Annotated in this window: 13 protein-coding genes and 1 riboswitch; of the genes, 7 read left to right on the top strand and 6 right to left on the bottom strand. The window is 66.8% G+C overall.

The features are described from left to right. Positions 1–126 precede the first annotated feature (126 nt). The 3 genes from IEY21_RS14655 to IEY21_RS17045 are packed head-to-tail and all read right to left on the bottom strand — an operon-like array spanning position 127 to position 3,773. Positions 127–2,502 (bottom strand): putative bifunctional diguanylate cyclase/phosphodiesterase, encoded by a 2,376-nt coding sequence (locus IEY21_RS14655; RefSeq protein WP_188905093.1) that lies wholly within the window; start codon positions 2,500–2,502, stop codon positions 127–129. A 45-nt stretch (positions 2,503–2,547) separates the two neighbouring features. Next, positions 2,548–3,642: a S8 family serine peptidase gene (locus tag IEY21_RS14650; protein WP_188905092.1), complete on the bottom strand. Its 1,095-nt coding sequence runs from the start codon at positions 3,640–3,642 to the stop codon at positions 2,548–2,550. Then, the gene (locus tag IEY21_RS17045; protein WP_268237812.1) at positions 3,642–3,773 is read right to left on the bottom strand and encodes a hypothetical protein; all 132 of its coding nucleotides are present in this window, start codon (positions 3,771–3,773) and stop codon (positions 3,642–3,644) included. The genes IEY21_RS14650 and IEY21_RS17045 overlap by 1 nt, the downstream gene beginning before the upstream one ends. Before the next feature lie 79 nt (positions 3,774–3,852). Beyond that, positions 3,853–3,937, bottom strand: a riboswitch (cyclic di-GMP riboswitch). Between the two features lie 550 nt (positions 3,938–4,487). Here IEY21_RS17045 and IEY21_RS14645 point away from each other — a divergent pair. The 5 genes from IEY21_RS14645 to IEY21_RS14620 all read left to right on the top strand — a co-directional run bounded on the left by IEY21_RS14645 (position 4,488) and on the right by IEY21_RS14620 (position 12,306). Continuing rightward, on the top strand, positions 4,488–5,783 hold the full coding sequence (locus IEY21_RS14645) for a bactofilin family protein (protein ID WP_188905091.1): 1,296 nt from the start codon (positions 4,488–4,490) through the stop codon (positions 5,781–5,783). Between the two features lie 176 nt (positions 5,784–5,959). Beyond that, the gene (locus tag IEY21_RS14635) at positions 5,960–9,565 is read left to right on the top strand and encodes a GAF domain-containing protein (RefSeq protein ID WP_229753128.1); all 3,606 of its coding nucleotides are present in this window, start codon (positions 5,960–5,962) and stop codon (positions 9,563–9,565) included. 238 nt (positions 9,566–9,803) lie between these two features. Further along, positions 9,804–10,580, top strand: a complete 777-nt coding sequence (locus IEY21_RS14630) for a type 1 glutamine amidotransferase domain-containing protein (protein ID WP_229753127.1) — start codon at positions 9,804–9,806, stop codon at positions 10,578–10,580. Beyond that, the gene (locus IEY21_RS14625; RefSeq protein ID WP_188905089.1) at positions 10,577–10,894 is read left to right on the top strand and encodes a putative quinol monooxygenase; all 318 of its coding nucleotides are present in this window, start codon (positions 10,577–10,579) and stop codon (positions 10,892–10,894) included. Before IEY21_RS14630 ends, IEY21_RS14625 begins: the two co-directional genes overlap by 4 nt. 644 nt (positions 10,895–11,538) lie before the next feature. Continuing rightward, positions 11,539–12,306, top strand: a complete 768-nt coding sequence (locus tag IEY21_RS14620) for an SDR family NAD(P)-dependent oxidoreductase (protein ID WP_188905088.1) — start codon at positions 11,539–11,541, stop codon at positions 12,304–12,306. Positions 12,307–12,500: 194 nt separating this feature from the next. Here the strand turns inward: IEY21_RS14620 and IEY21_RS14615 are convergent, their stop codons facing one another. Both IEY21_RS14615 and IEY21_RS14610 read right to left on the bottom strand, forming a co-directional pair. Next, entirely contained in the window at positions 12,501–13,382 is an 882-nt protein-coding gene (locus IEY21_RS14615; RefSeq protein WP_188905087.1) for a ParB/RepB/Spo0J family partition protein, read from the bottom strand. Then, positions 13,379–14,383 (bottom strand): type II toxin-antitoxin system prevent-host-death family antitoxin, encoded by a 1,005-nt coding sequence (locus tag IEY21_RS14610; protein WP_188905086.1) that lies wholly within the window; start codon positions 14,381–14,383, stop codon positions 13,379–13,381. The genes IEY21_RS14615 and IEY21_RS14610 overlap by 4 nt, the downstream gene beginning before the upstream one ends. Positions 14,384–15,307: 924 nt before the next feature. On the opposite strand from IEY21_RS14610, the gene IEY21_RS14605 reads away from it, so the two are divergent. After that, positions 15,308–16,684, top strand: coding sequence for a replication initiator protein A (locus tag IEY21_RS14605; protein WP_188905085.1), 1,377 nt, complete (start codon positions 15,308–15,310; stop codon positions 16,682–16,684). Positions 16,685–16,815: 131 nt separating this feature from the next. Further along, entirely contained in the window at positions 16,816–20,034 is a 3,219-nt protein-coding gene (locus IEY21_RS14600) for a GAF domain-containing protein (RefSeq protein WP_188905084.1), read from the top strand. A 122-nt stretch (positions 20,035–20,156) separates the two neighbouring features. Here IEY21_RS14600 and IEY21_RS14595 read toward each other — a convergent pair whose 3' ends face one another. After that, entirely contained in the window at positions 20,157–20,303 is a 147-nt protein-coding gene (locus IEY21_RS14595; protein WP_229753130.1) for a 7-cyano-7-deazaguanine synthase, read from the bottom strand. Positions 20,304–20,308 lie beyond the last annotated feature (5 nt).

Raw genomic sequence — 20,308 nt, 5'->3', positions numbered from 1 at the left:
CAATTTTCTCATCATTAAGATCACAGCCGACTTACATTTCAGCGCGCACGGATGTCAGGAAACCCCGTGCCCACGTGCGTACAGGGACCTGCAGCAATCAACCGGGGTACCGGCCGACACGCCATGTCACCCGGAGTGTTCAGTCGGGCCCGCCAGGGTCCAGGCCTGCAGGTCCTGAAATTCCAGTGGGGGAGAGATCAGAAACCCCTGCAGGCTGTGGACGCCCAGGCCATTCAGCTGGGCTCTGTGTGCCGGAGTTTCCACCCCCTTGGCAATCACCTTGAGGTCGAGGGCCCGCGCCAGCCCGGTCACCGCGCCGAGCAGCGCCACCCCACGGGGGCCCTGCCCGAGCCCCTGCACCAGCGCACGGTCGAGCTTGACCGCGTGGATCGGCAGATGCTGCAGGCCGGCCAGGTGGGCGTGGCCGCCCCCGAAGTCATCGAGGGTCAGGTGTACGCCCGTGGCCGCCAGGGCCCGGAGGGCGCTGTGGGCGCGCTCCGGGGCACGCGCCACCAGCGCCTCGGACACCTCCAGGTTCAGGCGGGAAGGTGAGACACCAAACTGGCCCGCCGTCTGGACAATCCGTCCAGGCAGGGCCGGATCCACAAGTTGCCGGGCCGACAGGTTGATGGCCACACCCAGCTCAGGCAGCCGGGCCAGCGCGGCGCACACCTGGGTCAGGGTCCAGGCACTCAGCTGCAGGCTCAGGCCGCTGCGTTCTGCCAGCGGCATGAACTGGTCCGGCGTGACGTTGCCATAGGTCCGGCTGCGCCAGCGCAGCAGCGCCTCCGCACCGTGCCAGCGTCCGCTGGGATCCTCGAGGGGCTGGTAGACCAGCTGGAATTCGTCGGCGGCCAGGGCACCGTGCAGCGCCGCTTCCAGGGTGGCCGGAGCCAGTTCACCGCGGCTGGAACCCAGCTCCACGGTGCTGCCCCGGGCTTTTGCCCGGTACATGGCTTCGTCGGCCCGCGCGAGCAGGCCGTCGAGGTCCGTCGCCTCGTCGGGATAACACGCGAATCCCAGGCTCGGCCGCATGTGCAGTTCCAGGCCGTCGAGAAAAAAGGCCTCATCGAAGGTCCGGACCAGCTGCTGCGCCAGCTCGGCCAGGGCGGCCCGGTCGGCGTGCAACAGGAAGACAAATTCGTCACCGCCGGTCCGCGCAACGGTGTCCCGGTGACCCACGGCGAGCGGAAGCCGGCGCGCCACCTCCCGGAGCAGCAGGTCGCCGGTGTGGTGGCCGTGCGTGTCGTTGACCGCCTTGAATTTGTTGAGGTCCATGACCCCCACGGCCAGCGGCGTGCCGCGTGCGGCGGCCTCCGAGAGTGCCGTGCGCGCCCGCTCGGACAGCAGCAGCCGGTTGGGCAGTCCGGTCAGGGCGTCGTACAGCGCCAGCCGTTCGAGTTCCTGCAGGCGGCTGGCCTGTTCGCGGGCGAGCTGCTCCTTGGCGGCGCGTTCGGCCTGATAGCGGGCCTGTTCGTTTTCGAGGCGTAGACGGTCCCGTTCCAGTTCGCTCCGGGCAGTGAGTTCACGGGTCCGCTGTTCGGCCTCGGCCCGCAGCACGTCCGCCTCGGCGCGGTGGGCCCGGCGCAGGGTACCCAGCGCCTGTTGCAATTCGCCCCCCTGTTCCTCGGCCCGGGCCTGCAGCGCCAGCACCCGGGCCTCGATCCGCGTCCGGCGGCTGGCCCGGGCGGCGGGCAGCGCGGCGCTCAGGAGCGCGCGCGCCTCCTCCCGGGCGTCAAGATTCAGCAGCAGCTCGCTGGCATCGCAGCGGGCGTGCAGCACCACGTCAATGTCCGCCTCCGGCGTCGCGAGCGCCGTCCGGAAGTGTGTGAGCGCGGCGTCTGTCTCCCCCCGGTCACGGTGGACCTGACCCATGGTGTGCCACGCGCTCGCCGCCAAGGCGCCGCGCTCACCGGCCAGCTCAAGCGCGGCGGTGAGCAGCTCCATGGCCTGCGCGAAGTGGCCCTCCCGCCTGAGCAGGTCGGCATGATTGATCATCACCGTGGCCTCGCCGAACGGCTGTCCGGCCGAGCGCGCAAACGTCAGCGCCCGGGTGTACTGGGCGCTGGCCTGCGCCGGCAGGTTCAGGGCGTCGTAGGACTTGGCCAGGTTGGCGGCGACCACCGCGGCGCGCGCGGGACTGGCCTGCTGCGCCGCGTGGTCGGCCTGCAGCAGATGGCTGAGCGCCAGATTGAAGCTCCCCAGGTCCAGCTGGACGGCGCCGATGTTGCACAGCACCGCCGCGCAGCCCCCCTGATCGTCCAGGGCCCGGCGAATCGAGAGCGCCTCGTTGAGATGGGCCAGGGCACCCTGGCTGTCGCCGCGTTCGTGCTCCAGGCCGGCCAGGGCGTTGAGGGCGTCCGCCAGCAGCGGATGGGCGCCCTGCGCCCGGGCCCCCGCCACCACCTGCTCGAACAGCAGGGCGGCGCGTGAGTCGTCGCGTTCGCGCAACTCACGCGCCTGATCGAGCAGGGCCTCGAGCGGCAGGGTGGAGTCAGTCATGCCGCGGGCCGACCCTCCGGGTCCCCCGGACACGCTGCGTACCGGTCACTGAAGCAGCTGTGCGGCGTCCAGCAACTTGCCCGAACTCAGCCGGGCGGCCAGCGTGGCGGCGTCTTGGCCCTCCGCCAGGGCCAGGGCCAGGGCGCCGGTCACCAGCGGTCCGGCGAAGGAGGAGCCGCTGGCCGAGACCGTCCGGCCCCCGGGGTACGCACTCTGCACGGCGACGCCCGGAGCCAGGACCTCTCCGCCCCGAGTGCTCCACTCTGGAAAACGGCCGTCGGTCTGAACGGCGCTGACCGACACGCCGGAGCGCCCCAGCGGGTTCTTGCCGTCCAGCGCATTGGCCGGCGCCTCAGGACGGTTGCTTCCGTCGTTGCCACAGGCCGCCACGATCAGCACCCCCCTGGACGCGGCGAGTTGCAGGGCCGCGCGCACGCCCTCGCTCGCCACCGGGGCAGCGATGCTGAGATGAATCACCTGCACGCCCTGGTCAACCGCAAAACGGATGGCGTCCGCGACGCTGCTCGCCTTGCCCGAACCGTCGGAGCCCAGCACCCGCAGCGGCAGAATCATGGCCCCCGGGGCCACCTGACGCAGCAGGCCAGCCACCGCCGTGCCGTGGCCATAGGCGACGTCCGCGTCGGTGCCTTCCTCAGCGGGATCCAGGTCGTTGTCCACGAAGTCGCGGCCGGGCAGCAGCGCCCCGCGCAGCATGGGGTGTGCGGCGTCCACCCCGGAATCGAGCACCGCGATGACCACACCCTGCCCCATCCGTGGAGCGCGGGTCTGGGCCACATCCACACGTACGGCGCGCAGAATCTCCGAGTTGGCCGGCATCGGCCCGAAGACGCCCTCGGCCCACCATTTTGCCCCTTCGGCCCACCACTTGGCGCCCTCGGCCCACCATTTCGCGCCTTCCGCCCACCACTTGGCACCCTCGGCCCACCATTTGGCGCCCGTGCCCGTGAACCGGGCGTGGTCGACGAGCAGCGCCGAGGCGCCGGACGTCGGTTCGGACTTTGCCGACTGCGCCATCAGGGCCGGGGCCGTCTGCGGCGCCTCGGCGGGGGTGGGCAGGGAAGTGCAGGCACCGAGCAGCAGGGAACCGGCGATCAGCACCATCCATCCTGGGCCGCGCATCAGACCGCTTCCTTGACCAGGAAAGCAGGCAGCTTGCGCAGCACGCAGAGGCCGGCATGGCAGTTCTCATTGTGAAGGTGTGCGGAAAAACCAAGGCTCAAGGCCGGAACATGGCGAATGTATGTGGTCACGAGTCCTCCACGGCGCCCGGTGGGCTACCGCTGCCTTATGGGCAGGACAAGAAGGGATGGCTGCAACCAGGGTCGCAGCGTGACGGATAGTCGGTCGCACCACTGGCTCGGCGCGTCCCAGGTGCCCGCATACAGGACCGCGCGTCATCGCCTCTACCAGCCGGGGTCCCAGGGATCCGTGCTGATGCGGTCCACCTTACACACGTGTGAGGGAAAAGACAATCGGATTTTCCGTGTCTGACCAGTGTCTAAAACCGGGCGGACTGGGCCTCAGAAAGAGTTCTGTCAGAGGTCACCCGGCACCTCATGAAGACCGGGGCATCCGGAAGAAAGGGGCCTGCAGTTGTTGGAGGGCAGCCGACATATGGACTGAACACGGAATCCGACCGGCATGCAGGGCTGGTGTTGCGGAATCCCTTCCACCCGCAGAACCGCTCCACGGTCCACTGTCTCGGCCTCAGCATCCGCAGCGGGTTGTCTGCCCGATCTGCCCCACCCTCCAGGCAGACCCACACCCCTTCACTGGAACGGCGACTTCACCCGCTGTTGTCCGCCCTGATCTTGGGCACGTCCGCCAGTCCGGCGGTCCGGCTGAACCCAGCCGTAATGCTCTGGCAATGGGGCCGGGTCAGTCTTAAGGATATGGGCAGCCCTCATGGCATATGCGCCCCGTTCATGCAGCGGGGCAGCGCCGGGCCGCCCAGGAGGTTCACCATGACCCACCGAACCCGCTCCTTCACCCGTTCCAGCAGCCTGCTCATCGCCCTGACGCTCGGCGGCACGACCTCGGCCATCGACTGGCGGAGCGGCGACCGCGTTGTCGTGGCCCGGTCCGAGGTGATTCAGGACGATCTGTATGTTGCCGGCGACGACGTGCAGATCGACGGCACCGTCAACGGCGACCTGCTCGTGGCGGGCCGCACGGTGACCATCAACGGCGAGGTGCGCGGCAACCTCTGGGCGGCGGGCGAAACGCTGATTCTTGGGGGCAAGGTCTCCCAGACGGCCCGCTTGGCCGGTTCCCTGATCCGGGTCCAGAGCGGTGCAGACATCGGGCGCGATCTGCTGGCCGCCGGTTCAGAGCTCGTGGTGGCTCCTGGGGCCGTCATCGGGCGCGACGTGGCCGTGGGCAGTTCCCAGGCCCGACTGGGAGGACAGATCACCCGCAACGCCTATGTGGGGGCCAACGGCATCGAGGTCGGGGGCGTGATCGGCGGGAACGCGAAGATGGCCGTCGGGGACACCGCCGTTCCGACCCGAACCTGGGCGGCTCCGGGGAGTCCTGGCCTGCGGTTTACCCCGGGCGGGCGAATCGCAGGGGACCTGACCCTCCAGCGCTCGGACTCCGGTCAGGCGGCTCTGCCCGCCGGGGTGGTGGGCGGACAGGTCACGTACGCCCCGGTCACGGGCGTGAACGTTCAGCCCCGGCCCAGCTCCTTCGCCGCCTTCTTAAACACTTTCCTGAGTACCTTCGTCGGCGTCGCGCTGGCAGGCCTGCTGCTGCTGTGGCTGGCCCGCCCGAGGCTGCCCGGCCTCTGGAACAGCTTGCGAAGCGCGCCCGCCGCCAGCCTCGGCTACGGCACCCTGGCCGTCGTGGGCCTGCCCGTCCTAACCGTGCTGGGCGGACTTGCGCTCGGCCTGCTCGCGGGCGCGCTCATGCTGCTGAGCCTCGGGGGGCTCGGCCTGCCGCTGGCCCTTATCGGGCTGCCCGCGCTGCTGAGCAGCGCCGCATTGATCGCGTGGCTGGCGACGCTGGGCGCACAGGGGTTCGTGGCGTACCTGCTCGGCACCTGGGCCACGCATCTCCTGCGGCCTCGGGGAACCGTAGCCCCGGTGATCTCGGTGCTCGTCGGCGCGCTGCTGCTCGCCCTTGTCCTGCAGATTCCTGTGCTGGGGGCCCTGACGAGCCTGGCCGCGCTTCTGCTGAGCCTCGGAGCGCTGTGGCTGACCCTGCGCGGTCCACCCCGCCGCCCGGTGACGCCCCAAGCGAACGTTCCTCAGGCAACCTGATTTCCCGCTCAGGCAACGAGCAGGTAGGCCACGAACCCCACATGGCCGTTCATCTGTCTGTCCGTGCCCTTTCCTGGAGGTGCTGCCTTTAAAGGCCGAGCTTCCCCTTTGGTGCCGTTCCCACCCGCGTCTGCTGCCCCGGGCCCAACCGACGTATTCTCCCTTACAATCCGTGGGTGTCAACTTCTCAAGACGGAGTGGACGCGCATGCGCTGGCGTCTCTGTCAGGCGTCCACGTCACCCACCCCCACCCCACCTGGACCATCGGCCTTCAAGGACATGTTGTGGCTGCCAACGCGGCCCTGCAGGAGTATCTCGGGCTCACCCTGGACGACCTGCGGGCCGGACACCTGAGCGCGGCGGTTCACCCCGATGACCGCAGCGCCCTGGAGCCCGGGGCCACCGGCCATCCACGGGAGATGCGCCTGCGCCGACACGACGGCGAGTTCCGGTGGTTCCAGGTCACCCCTCAGGCCCTGTTTGAAAAAGGCCTCCACCACGGCTGGATGCTCGCCGGGGTGGACATCCATGCTTCCCACGGCCAGGCAGGTCAAGAAGACCGAACGCAACTTCAGCACATCATTGACGCGAGCGGCGACTGCATCAAGATCCTCGATCTCGACGCGCGGGTCCTGAGCATGAACGTCGGCGGGATGCGCGCGATGGAACTCGATGACTTCAATGCCTGCCGGCTGGCGTTCTGGCCCGCCTTCTGGGAGGGTGACCTGCGGCCGCAGGTGGAGCGGGCGATTGAAGCCGCGCGTGCCGGCCACACCCACGTTTTTGAGGGTCCGGCACGAACCTTCAAGGGAACGCTGCGGTACTGGGAGGTCACCGTCAGTCCGGTCCGCGCCCGCAGCGGCGAGGTGCACCGCCTGCTGGCCATTTCGCGTGACATCACGCACCGCCGCCACCAGGAAAAGCTGGTTGCCGGACAGTCCTTGCTGCTCGAACAGATTGCCACCGGGACGCCCCTGCCCGAGGTACTGGGCCAGCTCGCTGTGTTTGTCACGGAGCGAACCGACGGCCTGCTGTGCAGCGTCCTCCAGCACGACCCCGGGGTGGATCAGCTGTTCGTGGTCGCTGCGCCCGGCCTGCCTGCGGAGTACACGAACGCCGTCAACGGAACACGGCCGGGGCTGGAGGCCGGTTGCTGCGCGGCGGCGGCGTTCCTGCGGGGGCCGGTCCATGTCACCGATCCCAGCGCTGTCCCCCGGGGGTCCCCGGAACACGCGCTGGCGCAGACGCACGGGCTGCACGCCTGCTGGGCCGTGCCCATTCCTGGTCCCGGGGGCGAGGTGCTGGGTGTCTTCGGGCTGTACGCGCAGGTCCCGCGCCCCCCGACCCCGGACGAGGAGCGGCTGCTCAGCGTCGCCATCCGGCTGGCGCAGGTGGCGTTTGAACGCGACCATCTGCGGCGCGCAGAGGGCCAGGCACGCGAGGACCATCGGCAGACCGAAGAAGCCCTGCGGACACAGGCGGAGCTTCTGAGCACGCTCAACCGGGTCAACCAGCTGGTGTCCGCAGAACTCGACCTGAACAAGCTCGTGCAGGCCGTCACCGACGCCGGGGTCGAGCTGAGCAGCGCCCAGTTCGGGGCATTCTTCTACAACCTCGTGAACGAGCAACAGGAAACCTACACCCTGTATGCCCTGTCCGGGGTGCCCCGTGAGGCGTTCTCCGCCTTTCCCATGCCGCGGAACACCAAGGTTTTCGGGCCGACATTCGCCGGGGAAGGAGTGGTCCGGGTGGCGGACATCACCCTGGACCCCCGTTACGGACAAAATTCCCCCTACCGGGGCATGCCCAGCGGACACCTCCCGGTCCGCAGTTACCTCGCCGTGCCGGTCATCTCCCGCTCGGGCGAAGTGCTGGGGGGGCTGTTCTTCGGGCACGCGCAGCCGGGCGTGTTCAGCGAGCGTGCCGAGCAGCTGGTGGTGGGGCTCGCCGCGCAGACCGCCGTGGCGCTCGACAATGCCCGGCTGTACGGACAGTTGCAAGACAGCCACGCCCAGCTGGAGCGGCGCGTACAGGAACGGACCCAGGAACTCGAGGCGCAGGCGGGGTCTCTGGACGCCTTTGCCGCCTTCACCGAGGCGGTGGGCACCGAGACGGACGTCCTGGCCCTGGCCCAGCAGGCCATTACCGTGCTGCGCACGAGGTTCCCCGACGACACGATCGGGTACTACGCCCCCGACGGCGAGGTCTGGAAGTTGCGGGCATGGACCGACGACCTCACCGGGGAGGTGCTCGCCGCTCTGCAGGAGGGCCTGCCGGCCGACACGCCCGCCATCGCGCAGACCCTGCGCTCGCGCAGCGCGGTCTTCATTGACGCCTGGGATGCGGACCGTGAACGTGTCGAAGGAACCGAGATGTATTCGGCGGTGGGAGCTTACCCTCTGGTGGCCGACGGCACGGTCCGGGGCATCCTGTCGATCGGACGCACCACGACGCCGCGGTGGCATGCGCGGGACAAGGCGCTGTTCAGCGCCGTGGGGCGCGGCTTTACCCTGACCCTGGAACGCGCCGCACAGACCACCCACATCGAGGCCCAGCGCGACGCTCTGGAGGCCCGCTCCAGGGCCCTGGAAGCGTTTGCCCTGTTGACGCGGAACCTGAACATCGCCACCGACCCCCTCGCACTGGTCCGGCGTGCGCAGGAGATCCTGATGTCCCTGATGCCCGAGGGATACACGCTGTACTGGCAGCCCGAGGCGGGCCGCTGGGTCAGCCGGTCGCAGGTGGGGCCGCTGGGTCATCCAGGACTGCAGCAGGTGGTGGACGCCGGACTGGTGCAGGGACAGGCCGCCACCCTCGACCGGGCCTGGCAGACGCAGCAGGCCGTGTTCGAGGACCTGTACACGCAGGGAGCCGACACGAGCCCGGACGTGGTGGCACACGTACGCGCCGCCGCCATGCTGCCCGTTATGGTCAATGGCCAGTTGCACGGCCTGATCGGCGTGGCCCTGTTCGTGAAGCGGCACTGGACGGCGATGGACCGGGCGGTGCTGGAAACCGTGGTCCGCAGTCTGGGGCTGGCCCTGGAAGGCGCCGAGAGCGCCCAGGCGCTCAAGGACCGCACGCGGGAACTGGAACGCAGCAATGCGGAACTGGAGAAATTCGCGTACGTGGCGTCACACGACCTTCAGGAGCCGCTGCGCACCATCTCCAGCTTCTCCGAGCTGATCGAGCGCCGCTACGGGGAGAAGCTGGACGAGCGGGGCCGCAACTACCTGAGTCTGGTGGCCCGCGGCGCGGAGCGCATGAAAGTCCTGATCGACGACCTGCTGGTGTTCTCGCGGCTGAACGCCGTGCAGGAACCCCACAGCGTCCTTCCACTGGCCGACCCCCTGCAGGAGGCGCTGGAACGGCTGCACGCGGCGGTAGAGCACAGCGGGGCGGTGGTGCGGCACGGTCCTCTGCCCGCAGTGACCGGCAACCTGTCTGAACTCACCCAGCTGTTCCAGAACCTCATCGGCAACGCCATCAAGTTCCGCCGTGAGGGTGTGGTGCCGGAGATTCATCTGGAGGCCGCCCGCGAGGGAGGCATCTGGCACATCACCGTCCGGGACAACGGCATCGGGTTCGAGGCCCAGTACGCCGAGCGGGTGTTTCAGATCTTCCAGCGGCTCCACGTGCGCGACCAGTTTGAGGGCACCGGAATGGGTCTGGCGATCGTCCGCAAGATTCTGGAGCACCACGGCGGCCGGGTCTGGGCGGAGTCGGAGCCCGGACAGGGCAGCACGTTCCACTTCACCCTGCCTGCCCTGCAGGAGGCCTGAAGCTGCAGTGAGGAGCTGGGCTGCAGGCTCGATACAGCCGGCCGCGCGGGTCCGTCGCTCAGACGTCGTTCTGGGATGATGGCCATACCCGGAGGTTTCGCGGTACCGACGTCTGCTGCAGAGACGGCTGCTCCAAGCCCCGCAGAGGTCAGCATCTGCACTTCGTCTGCAGCAGCTTTATTTATTAAAGTGATTGACCGTACACATCACCTCGTGTGCGGTCCCTATGGTGGGTGGTATGACCAAGAAGATTCTCGTCGTGATGTCCAGCGAATCCGCCCTTCCCCTGCAAGGCGGCCAGACGCACGCCACCGGCTTCTATCTCAACGAGTTCGGGGTGCCGGCCCACCGCCTGGTACAGGAAGGGTATGACCTCACCGTGGCCACGCCGCGCGGCAACCGGCCCCCCCTGGATCAGGCCAGTGACGCTGCCAGCTTCTTCAAGGATGAGACCGAGTACACGCAGATCAAGGCTTTTGTGGACGACATTCTGAGCGGTTCCATCCAGAAGCTGTCTGACGTGGCCGCGGATCTGGAGGGGTATGCGGCCGTGTTTCTGCCCGGCGGGCACGCGCCCATGATCGAACTGATGCGCGATCCCGACCTGCGCCGCGTGCTGGCACATTTCCATGACCGCGCCCTGCCCACCGCGCTGATCTGTCACGCCCCGGTCGCGCTGCTGGCAGCCCAGGAAGATGCCGCCGCCTACCAGGACGCCTTGCAGAATGGCGAGACACCGGATGCCCGGGGATTCCTGTACACCGGCTACCGGGCCACCGTGTTCAGCACACCCGAGGAACGGGACGCCGAGAGCGGCTTTGAGGCGCCCATGCTGTACTACCCGGCCGACGCCCTGAGCGCCGCAGGAATGACCGTTCAGAACGGCGAGAAGTGGAGCAGCAACGTCGTGCAGGACCGTGAACTGATCACCGGCCAGAACCCCATGAGCGACGAGGAGTTCGTCACGGTCTTCCTGGGTGCCCTTCAGGAGAACCCTGTGGCGGCCGACGCATGAGCAGCGACACCGCGCACGTCAACGTGCATGCCATCATCGTGCCCAGACCCGAGTTCGCCGCGCAGGTTGAGCAGGAGATGCGTCAGATGGTTGTGCACAGCCGCCAGGAGGAGGGCAACCTCCGCTACGACCTGCTGCGCGAGGAAAAAGACGGCGTACTGCGCTTTCATGTGCAGGAACGCTACCGCGATATGAAAGCCGTGGAGGCCCACCGGGCCAGCGCCCACTATCAGGCCTACCGGGCTAAGGCGGGCGACTGGTTCAGCGAGTCCCCACAGGTCACGGTGCTGAACGATGTAGACGTCGCCGACTGACCTCGAAAATCTGCAACGGAACAGGCCACCCGGCAGCAACCCGGGTGGCCTGTTCCGTATTCCTGATGGACGGAGTCCGTCCGACAGCGGAGGGCAGTTTATCCGGCCTGCGCAGCTCTACCCAAAATGCCCAGCGCCGGTAGAACCATGCATTGCCCGCGCAGGGTCTGTCTGCCGTCCTTTGACCAGAACGACCTGTAATCGGGCACGATCCGGTCAAACTGGTAACGCCGAGCACCTTGCTCATGTAGAACCCTGACGCTGTACACAAATGCCAGCCACGCGCGCGAAGTCCTCACCGCAGGGGGTCTGTGCGTACAGCGCTGCTGGGCCAACACCTGCAGCGCCGTGGATGTCCAGCGGTAACGCCCTGGTAATTCAACTGACCTACCCTGAGAAATGACTGGCCCGGTCCCCACGCACAATCCTGCTGGACTGAATGCTGTTTTCAGTCGGAAGCATGCTCTGCGCCGCACCGTGCCCACCTTCGGTTGCGGCAGGACGCTTACATGGCATCGGCCGCGTCTGTGATGGGGCTGCACAGGTGCGAACGCAATCCGCACCGTGCGCGGGCCAGGAGTCCTGACGCCTCAAGACACACATCGTGCGGTTTCAACCGCTCCAGACGGAGCAGGAGGATGCATATGACCCGTTTCAAGGACAAGGTTTGCGTCGTCACCGGAGGTGCCAAGGGCATCGGTGAAGCCACCGCGCACCGGCTGGCGGCGGAGGGTGGAGCGGTCATGATCCTGGATCTGAAATACGAGGAAGCGCAGGCAACCGCAGATCACCTTATGGGAGCGGGTGGATTTGCCGAGGCCTACGCCTGCGACGTGTCGGATGAGGCAGCCGTGCAAGACGTGTTTGCGCAGATCGAGGAGCACCACGGACGCATTGACGTGCTGGTGAACAATGCGGGCACGGGTGGACCGTCCGGTCCTGTCGAGGAAATTGCTCTGGTCGACTGGCGCGCGCTGCTGGCCGTGAATCTTGATGGGGTGTTTCTGTGTACCCGGGAGGCCCTGCGCCGCATGAAGGTGACCGGCAGCGGCGCAATTGTGAATATCTCCAGCATTTATGGACTGGTCGGATCGGCGGATTCGGCGGCCTACCATGCCAGCAAGGGAGCGGTGCGGCTGCTGACCAAGGCCACCGCCCTTCAGGTGGCGACGCTGGGCATTCGTGTCAATTCGGTGCATCCGGGTTTCATCGACACGCCGCTGGTGCAGGACTACGCCGCTCGGTCGGGGCAGCACGATCAGCTGCTGGCCGGGCTTGCGGCCCTGCACCCGGTCGGCCGCCTGGGCCGCAGCGAGGAAGTCGCCGCCGTGATCGCCTTCCTAGCCTCCGACGACGCCTCCTTCATGACCGGGTCCGAGGTCGTGGTGGACGGTGGATACACCGCGCAGTAAGTAATGCGCGGGCACCAGCAGAAGAGATAAGGAGATGCTTGCCCGCCGCCTGATCCGGGTGAATTTTCCGAGTGAAACGAGCACAGCGGACATAGCCGGATGGCAGTTTCCGAAACCCCAGCGCTGCACCATAGGAGCACTTCCCCGAACATCCCCGGCCAAAATTCACCGAAACGGGCTGAGGACACGTGTCCTCAGTCCAGCAGCGCCCTCAGTTCCTTCAACAGGGTTTCGGCGCGGGCGCGCTTTTCTCCGGCAAGGGCATCGAGCGAACGGGGCGTAACCTCCCGCCACAGCGCCGCCAGACCTTCCGGGGCAGTCACGGGCCGCAACAGGGCATTGACCCGCTCGCGCATGACCGCGAAGGAGAACCCATCCGTGACGGCCTGTGCCAGCAGGGGCTCCCTCTGCGGGTGTGTGCCGAAGCGGGTCAGTTCCAGTACGGTGCGCCACGGCAGCAGGCCCTGCTGAATGACACGCCGCTCCTCTCCGGTCAACCGCAGAATGTTCAGCCGGTGGCGTGCCCAGCTCGCCAGATTGGTTACGCCGTACGACGTCATGAAGGTGGTCAGGTGGTGGGGGTCCTCGCCGCGCACCGCTGCCCGCAGCGCACCCGGCAGCGCGTTCGGATCCAGCCCGCTGTCCAGCGCCAGCTGACGCAGAATGGCAAAGGTTTCATCCACGACATTCAGGTTCTGCCGCTGCAGGTTCTCGATCAGTGCGGCCCGCTCATGATCCAGGTGTTCGCTGGGCATGGCGAGCAGGGTCGGTAGACCGATCAGCCGCGCGGCGCGGTAGCGGCGTTCTCCGGCAATCAGGGTCCACTGCCCGTCGTGTTCTCCTTTGCGAACCAGAATGGGGGAGAGCTGACCGTGGTCGCGCATGCTCTCGCCCAGAGCGCGCAGGGACGCCGCGTCAAAGGCGTCCTCGCCGCTGACACGTCCGCGCGGATTGGCATGCTCCAGCACGCTGATGGCGTCGGTCCGCAGGCTCATCACGGTGGGCCCCCGCACCCCGGACACAAAATCGACGACATCGAAGGACAGACTCGGAGGGGCCGCGCGTTTTGCACTCACCGGGAGACCTCCAGCGACTCAGGCATGTTCAGCAGGCCCAGCACTTCCCCGGCAAGCGTGTCGAATTCCTTTCTGGGACTCTTCTGGGGAGCGTAGACGGCCACCGGTTGCTGGTACAGGGCGGCGTCGTTGTACAGCGTGGACTTGTGGGTGATCGGCGTGGTCGCGGGCGCAATGGCGCTGAGCTGTTCGGTGACGGTTCTGAGCATGTCTTGGTGATGCCGGGTATTGGCCATGAAGGAATGCATGGTCAGGGCCAGCACATTCAGGTCCGGCGAGAAGGTCCGGGCCTCGCGCAGGAACTCGCCCACATTCCCGAGGTTGTCCATGCTCTTGGACACGTTGATCGGGATGATCAGCTGATCCGACGCGGCCACCGCTGCCAGCGCCAGCGCGCTGCGCCCAGGCGGACCGTCGAGCAGCACGAAATCGTAGCCCCCCTGGGCACGGATGGCCCGGCGCAGGTACGTCAACCGTTCCCGCTCGCTGTAAAGCAGGCTGTCGCCCGCACTGAGCTTGCTGTTGGCCGGAATCACGTCCAGGCCAAAGGCGTGAAGCGGTTCGGGCAGCTCCTCATCGGGGTCGCTCAGGACGTGAAAGGCCGTGCGGCTGAGCTTCTCGGCGGGTGGGCTGGCCTGGGCAGCACCCGGGGTGAGCAGCCCCAGCCAGCGGGTCAGGGACGCCTGAGGGTCCATGTCGATAAGCAACACCCGGTAACCGCGCTCCTTGAGGGCGTACCCGAGGTTCATGGTGATGGTGGTTTTCCCTGCACCCCCGGCCTGGTTGTAGACGCTGATGACTTGCATGACGGTCTCCTGTGATGCCGGGGGACCCACGGCGGTGAGGTGCTGGTAAGCCTCCAGGCCAATCAGTGCGGCCACGGGCTTGCCGTGGTGGGTGATCAGGACGTGATCCCCAGCGGTGACTTGGCCCAGCGCGGTCGTCAGTCCGGCCCGGATCTCGGTGCCGCTGTACAGGTGAGACCGACGTGCCGGGGCCATGATCCCTACGGTATGAAAAAGTTTAAAGATTTACAACTTCCCGACCCTGGACAATGCCAAGCCCTCCAACAGACCTCAGAACTCCCCCGTAAATATCTGCAGAATGGTGGTCAGAGATGAGCTTTACCCCGCTCTGCCACGCGAGGATTTCCAGCCAGATACAGCAGAACCGACAGAACCTGATTGGCAAGGCCTTGGGGAGTGGCACGGTGAAAAGGCAGAACTTCACGGTGGATGCGACCCACAGCGTTACGCATCCCGCAGACGGCGCAACTGCTGCGAATCCGCCGCCTGCAAAGCTTCCGGACATTTCTTCCAGGGTGTCTCCGACTCTACATGGCCAACTGCAGACCGGGCAGTTGAGACCTTGTCCATGCTGCGAAGCCGTCAACGACACACCTGAGCGATTGATCATCCTCTAGAGTAGGCCGCTCATTCGATTAACCGGGGATTTCACTGGCCCCATGCCACCCTGGGGCCAGGACCAACGACACACCTGAGCGATTGGGCTGCGCTGCCCGACGACACACCTGAGCGATTGGAGGGCAGCTCCGACGACACACCTGAGTGATTGATCGATTTTCCCGACGACACACCTGAGCGATTGGGCTGTATCGCCCGACGACATACTCAAGCGATTGAGGTCATCCCCGACGACACACCTGAGCGATTGCCGACGACATACCTGAGCGGTCCCCGACGACACACCTGAGCGGTCCCCGCGACCAGGAACGACACACCTGAGCGATTGCCCCGTCGTATGGACGACACACCTGAGCGATTCTGTACGACACACCTGAGCGATTCGGCCCGCTTCCTCTGTCCAGCACGGACAATTTGAAAAACCCTTGATGATGTCATCAATCTTTTTATTCAAATCTTTTCTTTCAAAAGAAGGTAAAATTCATCAATCAAGGGGGACGAGTGACCGCAAAACCCAGCAGGTTTGACGAGCTGAATCTGTCACGCCTCAACCTGATTTCCGCCGTCGACCAGGCCGACACCAACGAATGGGACGTCACCTTCGAGTCCCAGGGCCGGGTGGTGCGGGTCAAATGTGAGGCGTTGCCAAAATACGCTGTTCCACACGGCCTGGACAGCGATGTAACGGCTGCCCTGATCAACCTGTACATGGAGGTGGGCGAGCCCGAGGACGGCCGCTTCACGGTGAGTGCCACCACCCTGCTCAAGCTGTGCGGCTGGCACAACACCGGCAAGTACCACGCCATCTTGCGCACCTGCCTGGAACGTCTGCACACCTCGTCCTACAGCGTCAGCGGTGGGTGGCGCGATCACCCCAAGGGCCGCTGGACCCACGCCAAATTTCACTTCATCGAGTCGCTTGATTTCAGCAGTGGAGACCGCACCGGGGCTTTCGACGAACGGACCATGATTTCCGGTCGCCTGGCCGACGCCATCGTGGCCAGCATCCGCAGCGGATATGTCAAGCCGCTGGACACCGAGTTCATGCTCTCGCTGTCCAGGCCCAGAACGCGGGCGCTGTACCGCATCCTGGATGGCGCGCGCTTTGATCCACAGAACCCCGAACAGCCGCTGGACGCCCTGGAGGTCAGCCTGATCGGCTGGGCGGACCAGTGCAAGATTCCCAGCACCATTCCCGGCAACATCCGCCGGGCGCTGTCCTCCCCACACGACGAACTCGTCAAACGGGGCTACCTGCGTTCGGTCACCCTGACCGGCCGCGGCAAGGAACAGATGATCCGTTATGAATTTGTGCGCGAGTTCACCCCGATGGACGCGGTGCTTGCCCGGCGCTTCCGCGGCTATGGGGTGGCAGACGGCGTGGCACGCAAACTGGTGCGCGAACACGGGCGAACCTTTCTGATCGAGTGCATGGACCGCTTTGACCTGCTCGTTCGTGATGCGGTACTCGTGGTCAAGAAATCCAAGGCGGCGGCGCTGATGCACCTGATCACCCACCCCGACGAATACCCCTTTGCGGGCACCCAGAAGCCCACTGGCGGGCCTGCCGTCTCTGCTCCGGCCTTGACCTCCCCTCGGGCCAAGGCGGGGCGTATGGAGCCGCTGCTGGCCATGCCCAGCCTCGCCGACGAGTTCCAGGGGCTGACGCCCGAACAGATGGCCGACAAGGCGGTCAGCCGCCTGGGCTTCCACTACCGACGTCTGCTGGACATCGCAGACCTGGACCTGTTCCGTCAGGCAGTGATTGACGGAGAGCTGGATGTGGTTGCCCTGCTGGAGGACTCGGTCACGGCGGTCGCCAAGATGAAAAAGGATGAATTTGCTCGTGAACTCAAATGGCGCCTGGGACAGCGCTGAGCCCGGACACAGCTTTCCTGGCCGCAGCGGTCCCGGGGCCCGGAGGATGTTCGGCGGCGCAGTCCGGAGTAACGTGACCGCTGGTCTCCTGTTCCCGCTTACCCGGGCGCAGCAGGCAGTATGTTGACGACATGTCCAGCCCGACCACGTCGCTTCCCTCGCTGAGTGAGCACCTGCTGACGCTCAGCGAGACCCTGGTATCCGCCAGCACCCAGGATCAGGTGCTGCGTGTGGTACTCACCACGGTCACCAAGGCGCTGGACGCGGTGGTTGGCACGGTTCTGCTGAGCGACGAGCGCGGCGAACACCTCACGCTGGCCGCCTGCTGGGACGCGGGAACAGACACCTGGACGTCCTGGCCCGGCCAGGAGGGCGCCGCCGCGGAGGTCTGCAGCGCGGCCACACACGCCCTGGAGCGCCGCGAAACGCTGTTTCTGGGTTGCGGAGACGCGCGGGTTGAAGGGGAAGCACTGGATCTGCGTGCCTGTACAGGCCGGACCGTCTGCACCGCGGTGCTGCCGCTGGTCGCGGGGACCCAGCCTCTGGGAGCGGTGGTTCTCGACTTTCAGCGCCCCCATCTGCTCACGGCGGAGGAGGGCCGTTTCCTGCGAACCGTCATGGCCCAGAGCGCCCTGGCCATGGCGCGTGGGGCCGCCGATCTGGAGACGGGTCAGTCGGTGGTCGCGGACGCGCGGACCCAGGCGCTGGAGGCGGAACGCGCGGCCCTCGCAGCCTTTGCCCGCTTCACCGAGGTGGCAAGCACCGGAACCGATCCGCAGCTGCTCGCCGAGCACGCCCGCGACGTCCTGCAGTCTGTGCTGGGCGAGGTTCATCCGGTGTATTACGAACTCGAGGATGGGTTGTGGCGGGCCCGGGTGGTTGCGGCCGACATGGACCCAGTGGTCGTGCAGGCGGCGTGCGACGGCTTTCCTGGTGACCTGCCGAGCTTTCAGCAACCCTTTGCGCAGGGGCAGGCGGTGTTTTTCGAGCACTGGGACGCCGAGCGGGAAGGAGTGCAGGACACCGGCATGTACCGCGCGGGCGCGATGTATCCGTTTATGCGGAGCGGCCGGCCTCACGGCCTGCTGACCCTGGGGCTCACGCAGCGCCACGGCTGGACCGAACGCGAACGCAGCGTGTTCCGCGCGGTAGGCCGCAGCCTGACGCTGGCCCTGGAACGCGCCGAGACTGCAGCGCAGCTCACGGCCCACACTCTGCAGATCGAGGCGAGCGCCCGTGCCCAGGCGGCATTCGTCGCCTATTCCGAGGCGGTGGGCCGTCAGACGGACCTGCCCGGGCTGGCACAGCAGGCCTTCGAGGTGCTGCGCGGCCGCTTTCCCAGCGGAAGTGCCGGGTTCTACACCCGCGAACACGGGCGCTGGTCGTTGCAGGCCCGGAGCGAGGACGTGAGTGACCAGAACATGACCGAGCTCTCCGCGGGTTTTTCTGACGTCACCCCCATGATCGCCGGGGTGCTCGCCACCCGTCAGCCCATGTTCGTCGACGCCGTGGACGTCCGGCAGGAACCGCACACCGGGCCCGACGGTGCCGGCGCCACCCTGCCGCTGCTGGTGGACGGCGAGGTGGGCGGCATTCTGTGTCTCGGCGTGCGCGGACTTCAGCACTGGAGTGAAAGCGATCAGGCCTTCGTGCGCGCCGTCGGGCGTGGCCTGACCCTGGCCCTGGAGCGCGCGGTACAGACCCAGCGCCTGGAACTGCAGAACGCAGAACTCGACGCGCGGACCCGGGCGCTGGAAGGCTTTGCGGACCTCACGCGGGACCTGACCCTGCACGACGAACCCTACGTTCTGATCAAGCGGGCCCAGCAGGTGGTTCTGTCCCTGCTGCCCGCAGGCTACGCGCTGTACTTTGAGCGGCGGGGTGAGGAGTGGATCCTGCGGGCCCAGACCGGGGAACTGCGCAGTGAGGCGCTGCAGGCCGCCGTGGACGCGGGGCTGCCGTACGACACGACGAACAACCTGGTGATTCCCTTCACGACCCTCGCGCCGTATTACCAGGATCAGTACGCGCGCAGCACCGACAATCTGGATGACATGGTGGGGCACATTGGTGCCTCGGCCACCCTGCCGGTGCTCGTCAACGGTGCGCCCCGGGGCGTCTTTGCGGTGGTGCTGTTCGGAAGCGAACGTCACTGGACCCGTCCCGATCAGGCGGCGCTGGAGTCGGTGGTGCGCAGTCTGGGGCTGGCCCTGGAGCGCGCGGAGGGTCTGGCCCATCTGGAGGCCAGCACGCGTGAGGTTGGCGAGTGGCGCGAGCGCTACGAGGTGGCCGTGCGCGGGTCCGGTCACCTGCTGTACGACTGGAATCCGGCCACAGGTCAGATTCTGTACGGCGGAGCGGTGGAGCAGATCACCGGCTACGCTCCCCAGGAACTGACCGGGACCCTGGCCGACTGGACCGACCGTCTGATTCACCCGGAGGACCGCGACGCCTTTGCGCAGGAGATCGCGCGGGTGACCCGGTCGGGCGATGATTTTCACATGGCCTTCCGGGTGGTGCGGCGGGACGGCAGCGTCCGCGAAGTCGAGGACGACGGGTATTTCAACCGCGACGCCCAGGGAGAGGTGACCCGCATGGCCGGCCTGGTTAAGGACGTGACCGAGCGCCGGCAGGCCGAGCGGGCGCTGCGGCATGCCAACGAGGAACTGCGCCGCAGCAACGCGGATCTGGAGCAGTTTGCGTACGTGGCTTCCCATGACCTGCAGGCCCCCATCCGGGCGGTCACGAGCTTTGCGGGTGTGATTGACCGGCGTTACGGTTCGCTTCTGGACGACCGGGGGCGGCTGTACCTGCGTCAGATCGTGGAGGGCGGAGAGCACATGAAACGGCTGGTGGACGATCTGCTGATGTTCTCCCGCGTTCACACCCAGCAACGGGCGTTCTCGGTGACCGACACCGGGGCGGTCTTCGACCGGGTGGCCCGCCGCCTGCAGGACGAGGTCCAGGCCACCGGCACCGACCTCAGCCGTGGAGAGCTGCCGCGCGTGCTGGGGGATGAGCAGCAACTGGATCAACTGCTGCAGAACCTGATCTCCAACGGCATGAAGTACCGCCGTGAGGGTGTGGCCCCCCGGATTCACGTCTCGGCCGCGCGGGAAGGCCGGCGCTGGCGCTTTGCGGTCTCGGACAATGGCATCGGCATCGAGCGGCAGTACTTCGAGCGCGTCTTCGTGATCTTTCAGCGCCTGCACGGGCAGGAGGAGTACGAAGGAACGGGCATCGGACTGGCGGTATGCAAGAAGATCGTGGAGCGCCACGGCGGTCAGATCGGGGTCGAGAGCACGCCGGGTCAGGGCTCGACGTTCTCTTTCACTCTGCCGGCGGAGTAGAGGCGGGCCACAGCAGACCCCGTTCCACGGACGGCAATGAAAGGCAATGAAAAAGGGCGACCCACAACGCTGGTCGCCGCCTTCAAGAGTTGCGCCGGCGTCCATGCACCCGGCACCGGCGTTCAGTGAAGATTCAACTGGGCCTGCGCGTGGGCGGTGGCGAGTTCGGGATGACCGGCCTCGATCAGGGCCCGGTCGCGGATGCGGCATGAATCGCACACGCCGCACGGCTCCGTGCCGCCCTGGTAGCAGCTCCAGGTCAGGTCCACCGGAA

This window comes from Deinococcus aerophilus (assembly GCF_014647075.1).
GTDB classification, from domain to species: domain Bacteria; phylum Deinococcota; class Deinococci; order Deinococcales; family Deinococcaceae; genus Deinococcus; species Deinococcus aerophilus.
The sequence above is the reverse complement of the archived record's forward strand: the minus strand, read 5'-3'. Positions and strand labels throughout refer to the sequence as shown.

Bases quoted from the DNA above. Each gene is read 5' to 3' on its own strand.
- IEY21_RS14600 (WP_188905084.1), top strand. From the start codon at position 16,816: ATGTCCAGCCCGACCACGTCGCTTCCCTCGCTGAGTGAGCACCTGCTG.
- IEY21_RS14645 (WP_188905091.1), top strand. From the start codon at position 4,488: ATGACCCACCGAACCCGCTCCTTCACCCGTTCCAGCAGCCTGCTCATC.
- IEY21_RS14620 (WP_188905088.1), top strand. From the start codon at position 11,539: ATGACCCGTTTCAAGGACAAGGTTTGCGTCGTCACCGGAGGTGCCAAG.
- IEY21_RS14630 (WP_229753127.1), top strand. From the start codon at position 9,804: ATGACCAAGAAGATTCTCGTCGTGATGTCCAGCGAATCCGCCCTTCCC.
- IEY21_RS14650 (WP_188905092.1), bottom strand. From the start codon at position 3,642: ATGCGCGGCCCAGGATGGATGGTGCTGATCGCCGGTTCCCTGCTGCTC.
- IEY21_RS14655 (WP_188905093.1), bottom strand. From the start codon at position 2,502: ATGACTGACTCCACCCTGCCGCTCGAGGCCCTGCTCGATCAGGCGCGT.
- IEY21_RS14610 (WP_188905086.1), bottom strand. From the start codon at position 14,383: ATGGCCCCGGCACGTCGGTCTCACCTGTACAGCGGCACCGAGATCCGG.
- IEY21_RS14625 (WP_188905089.1), top strand. From the start codon at position 10,577: ATGAGCAGCGACACCGCGCACGTCAACGTGCATGCCATCATCGTGCCC.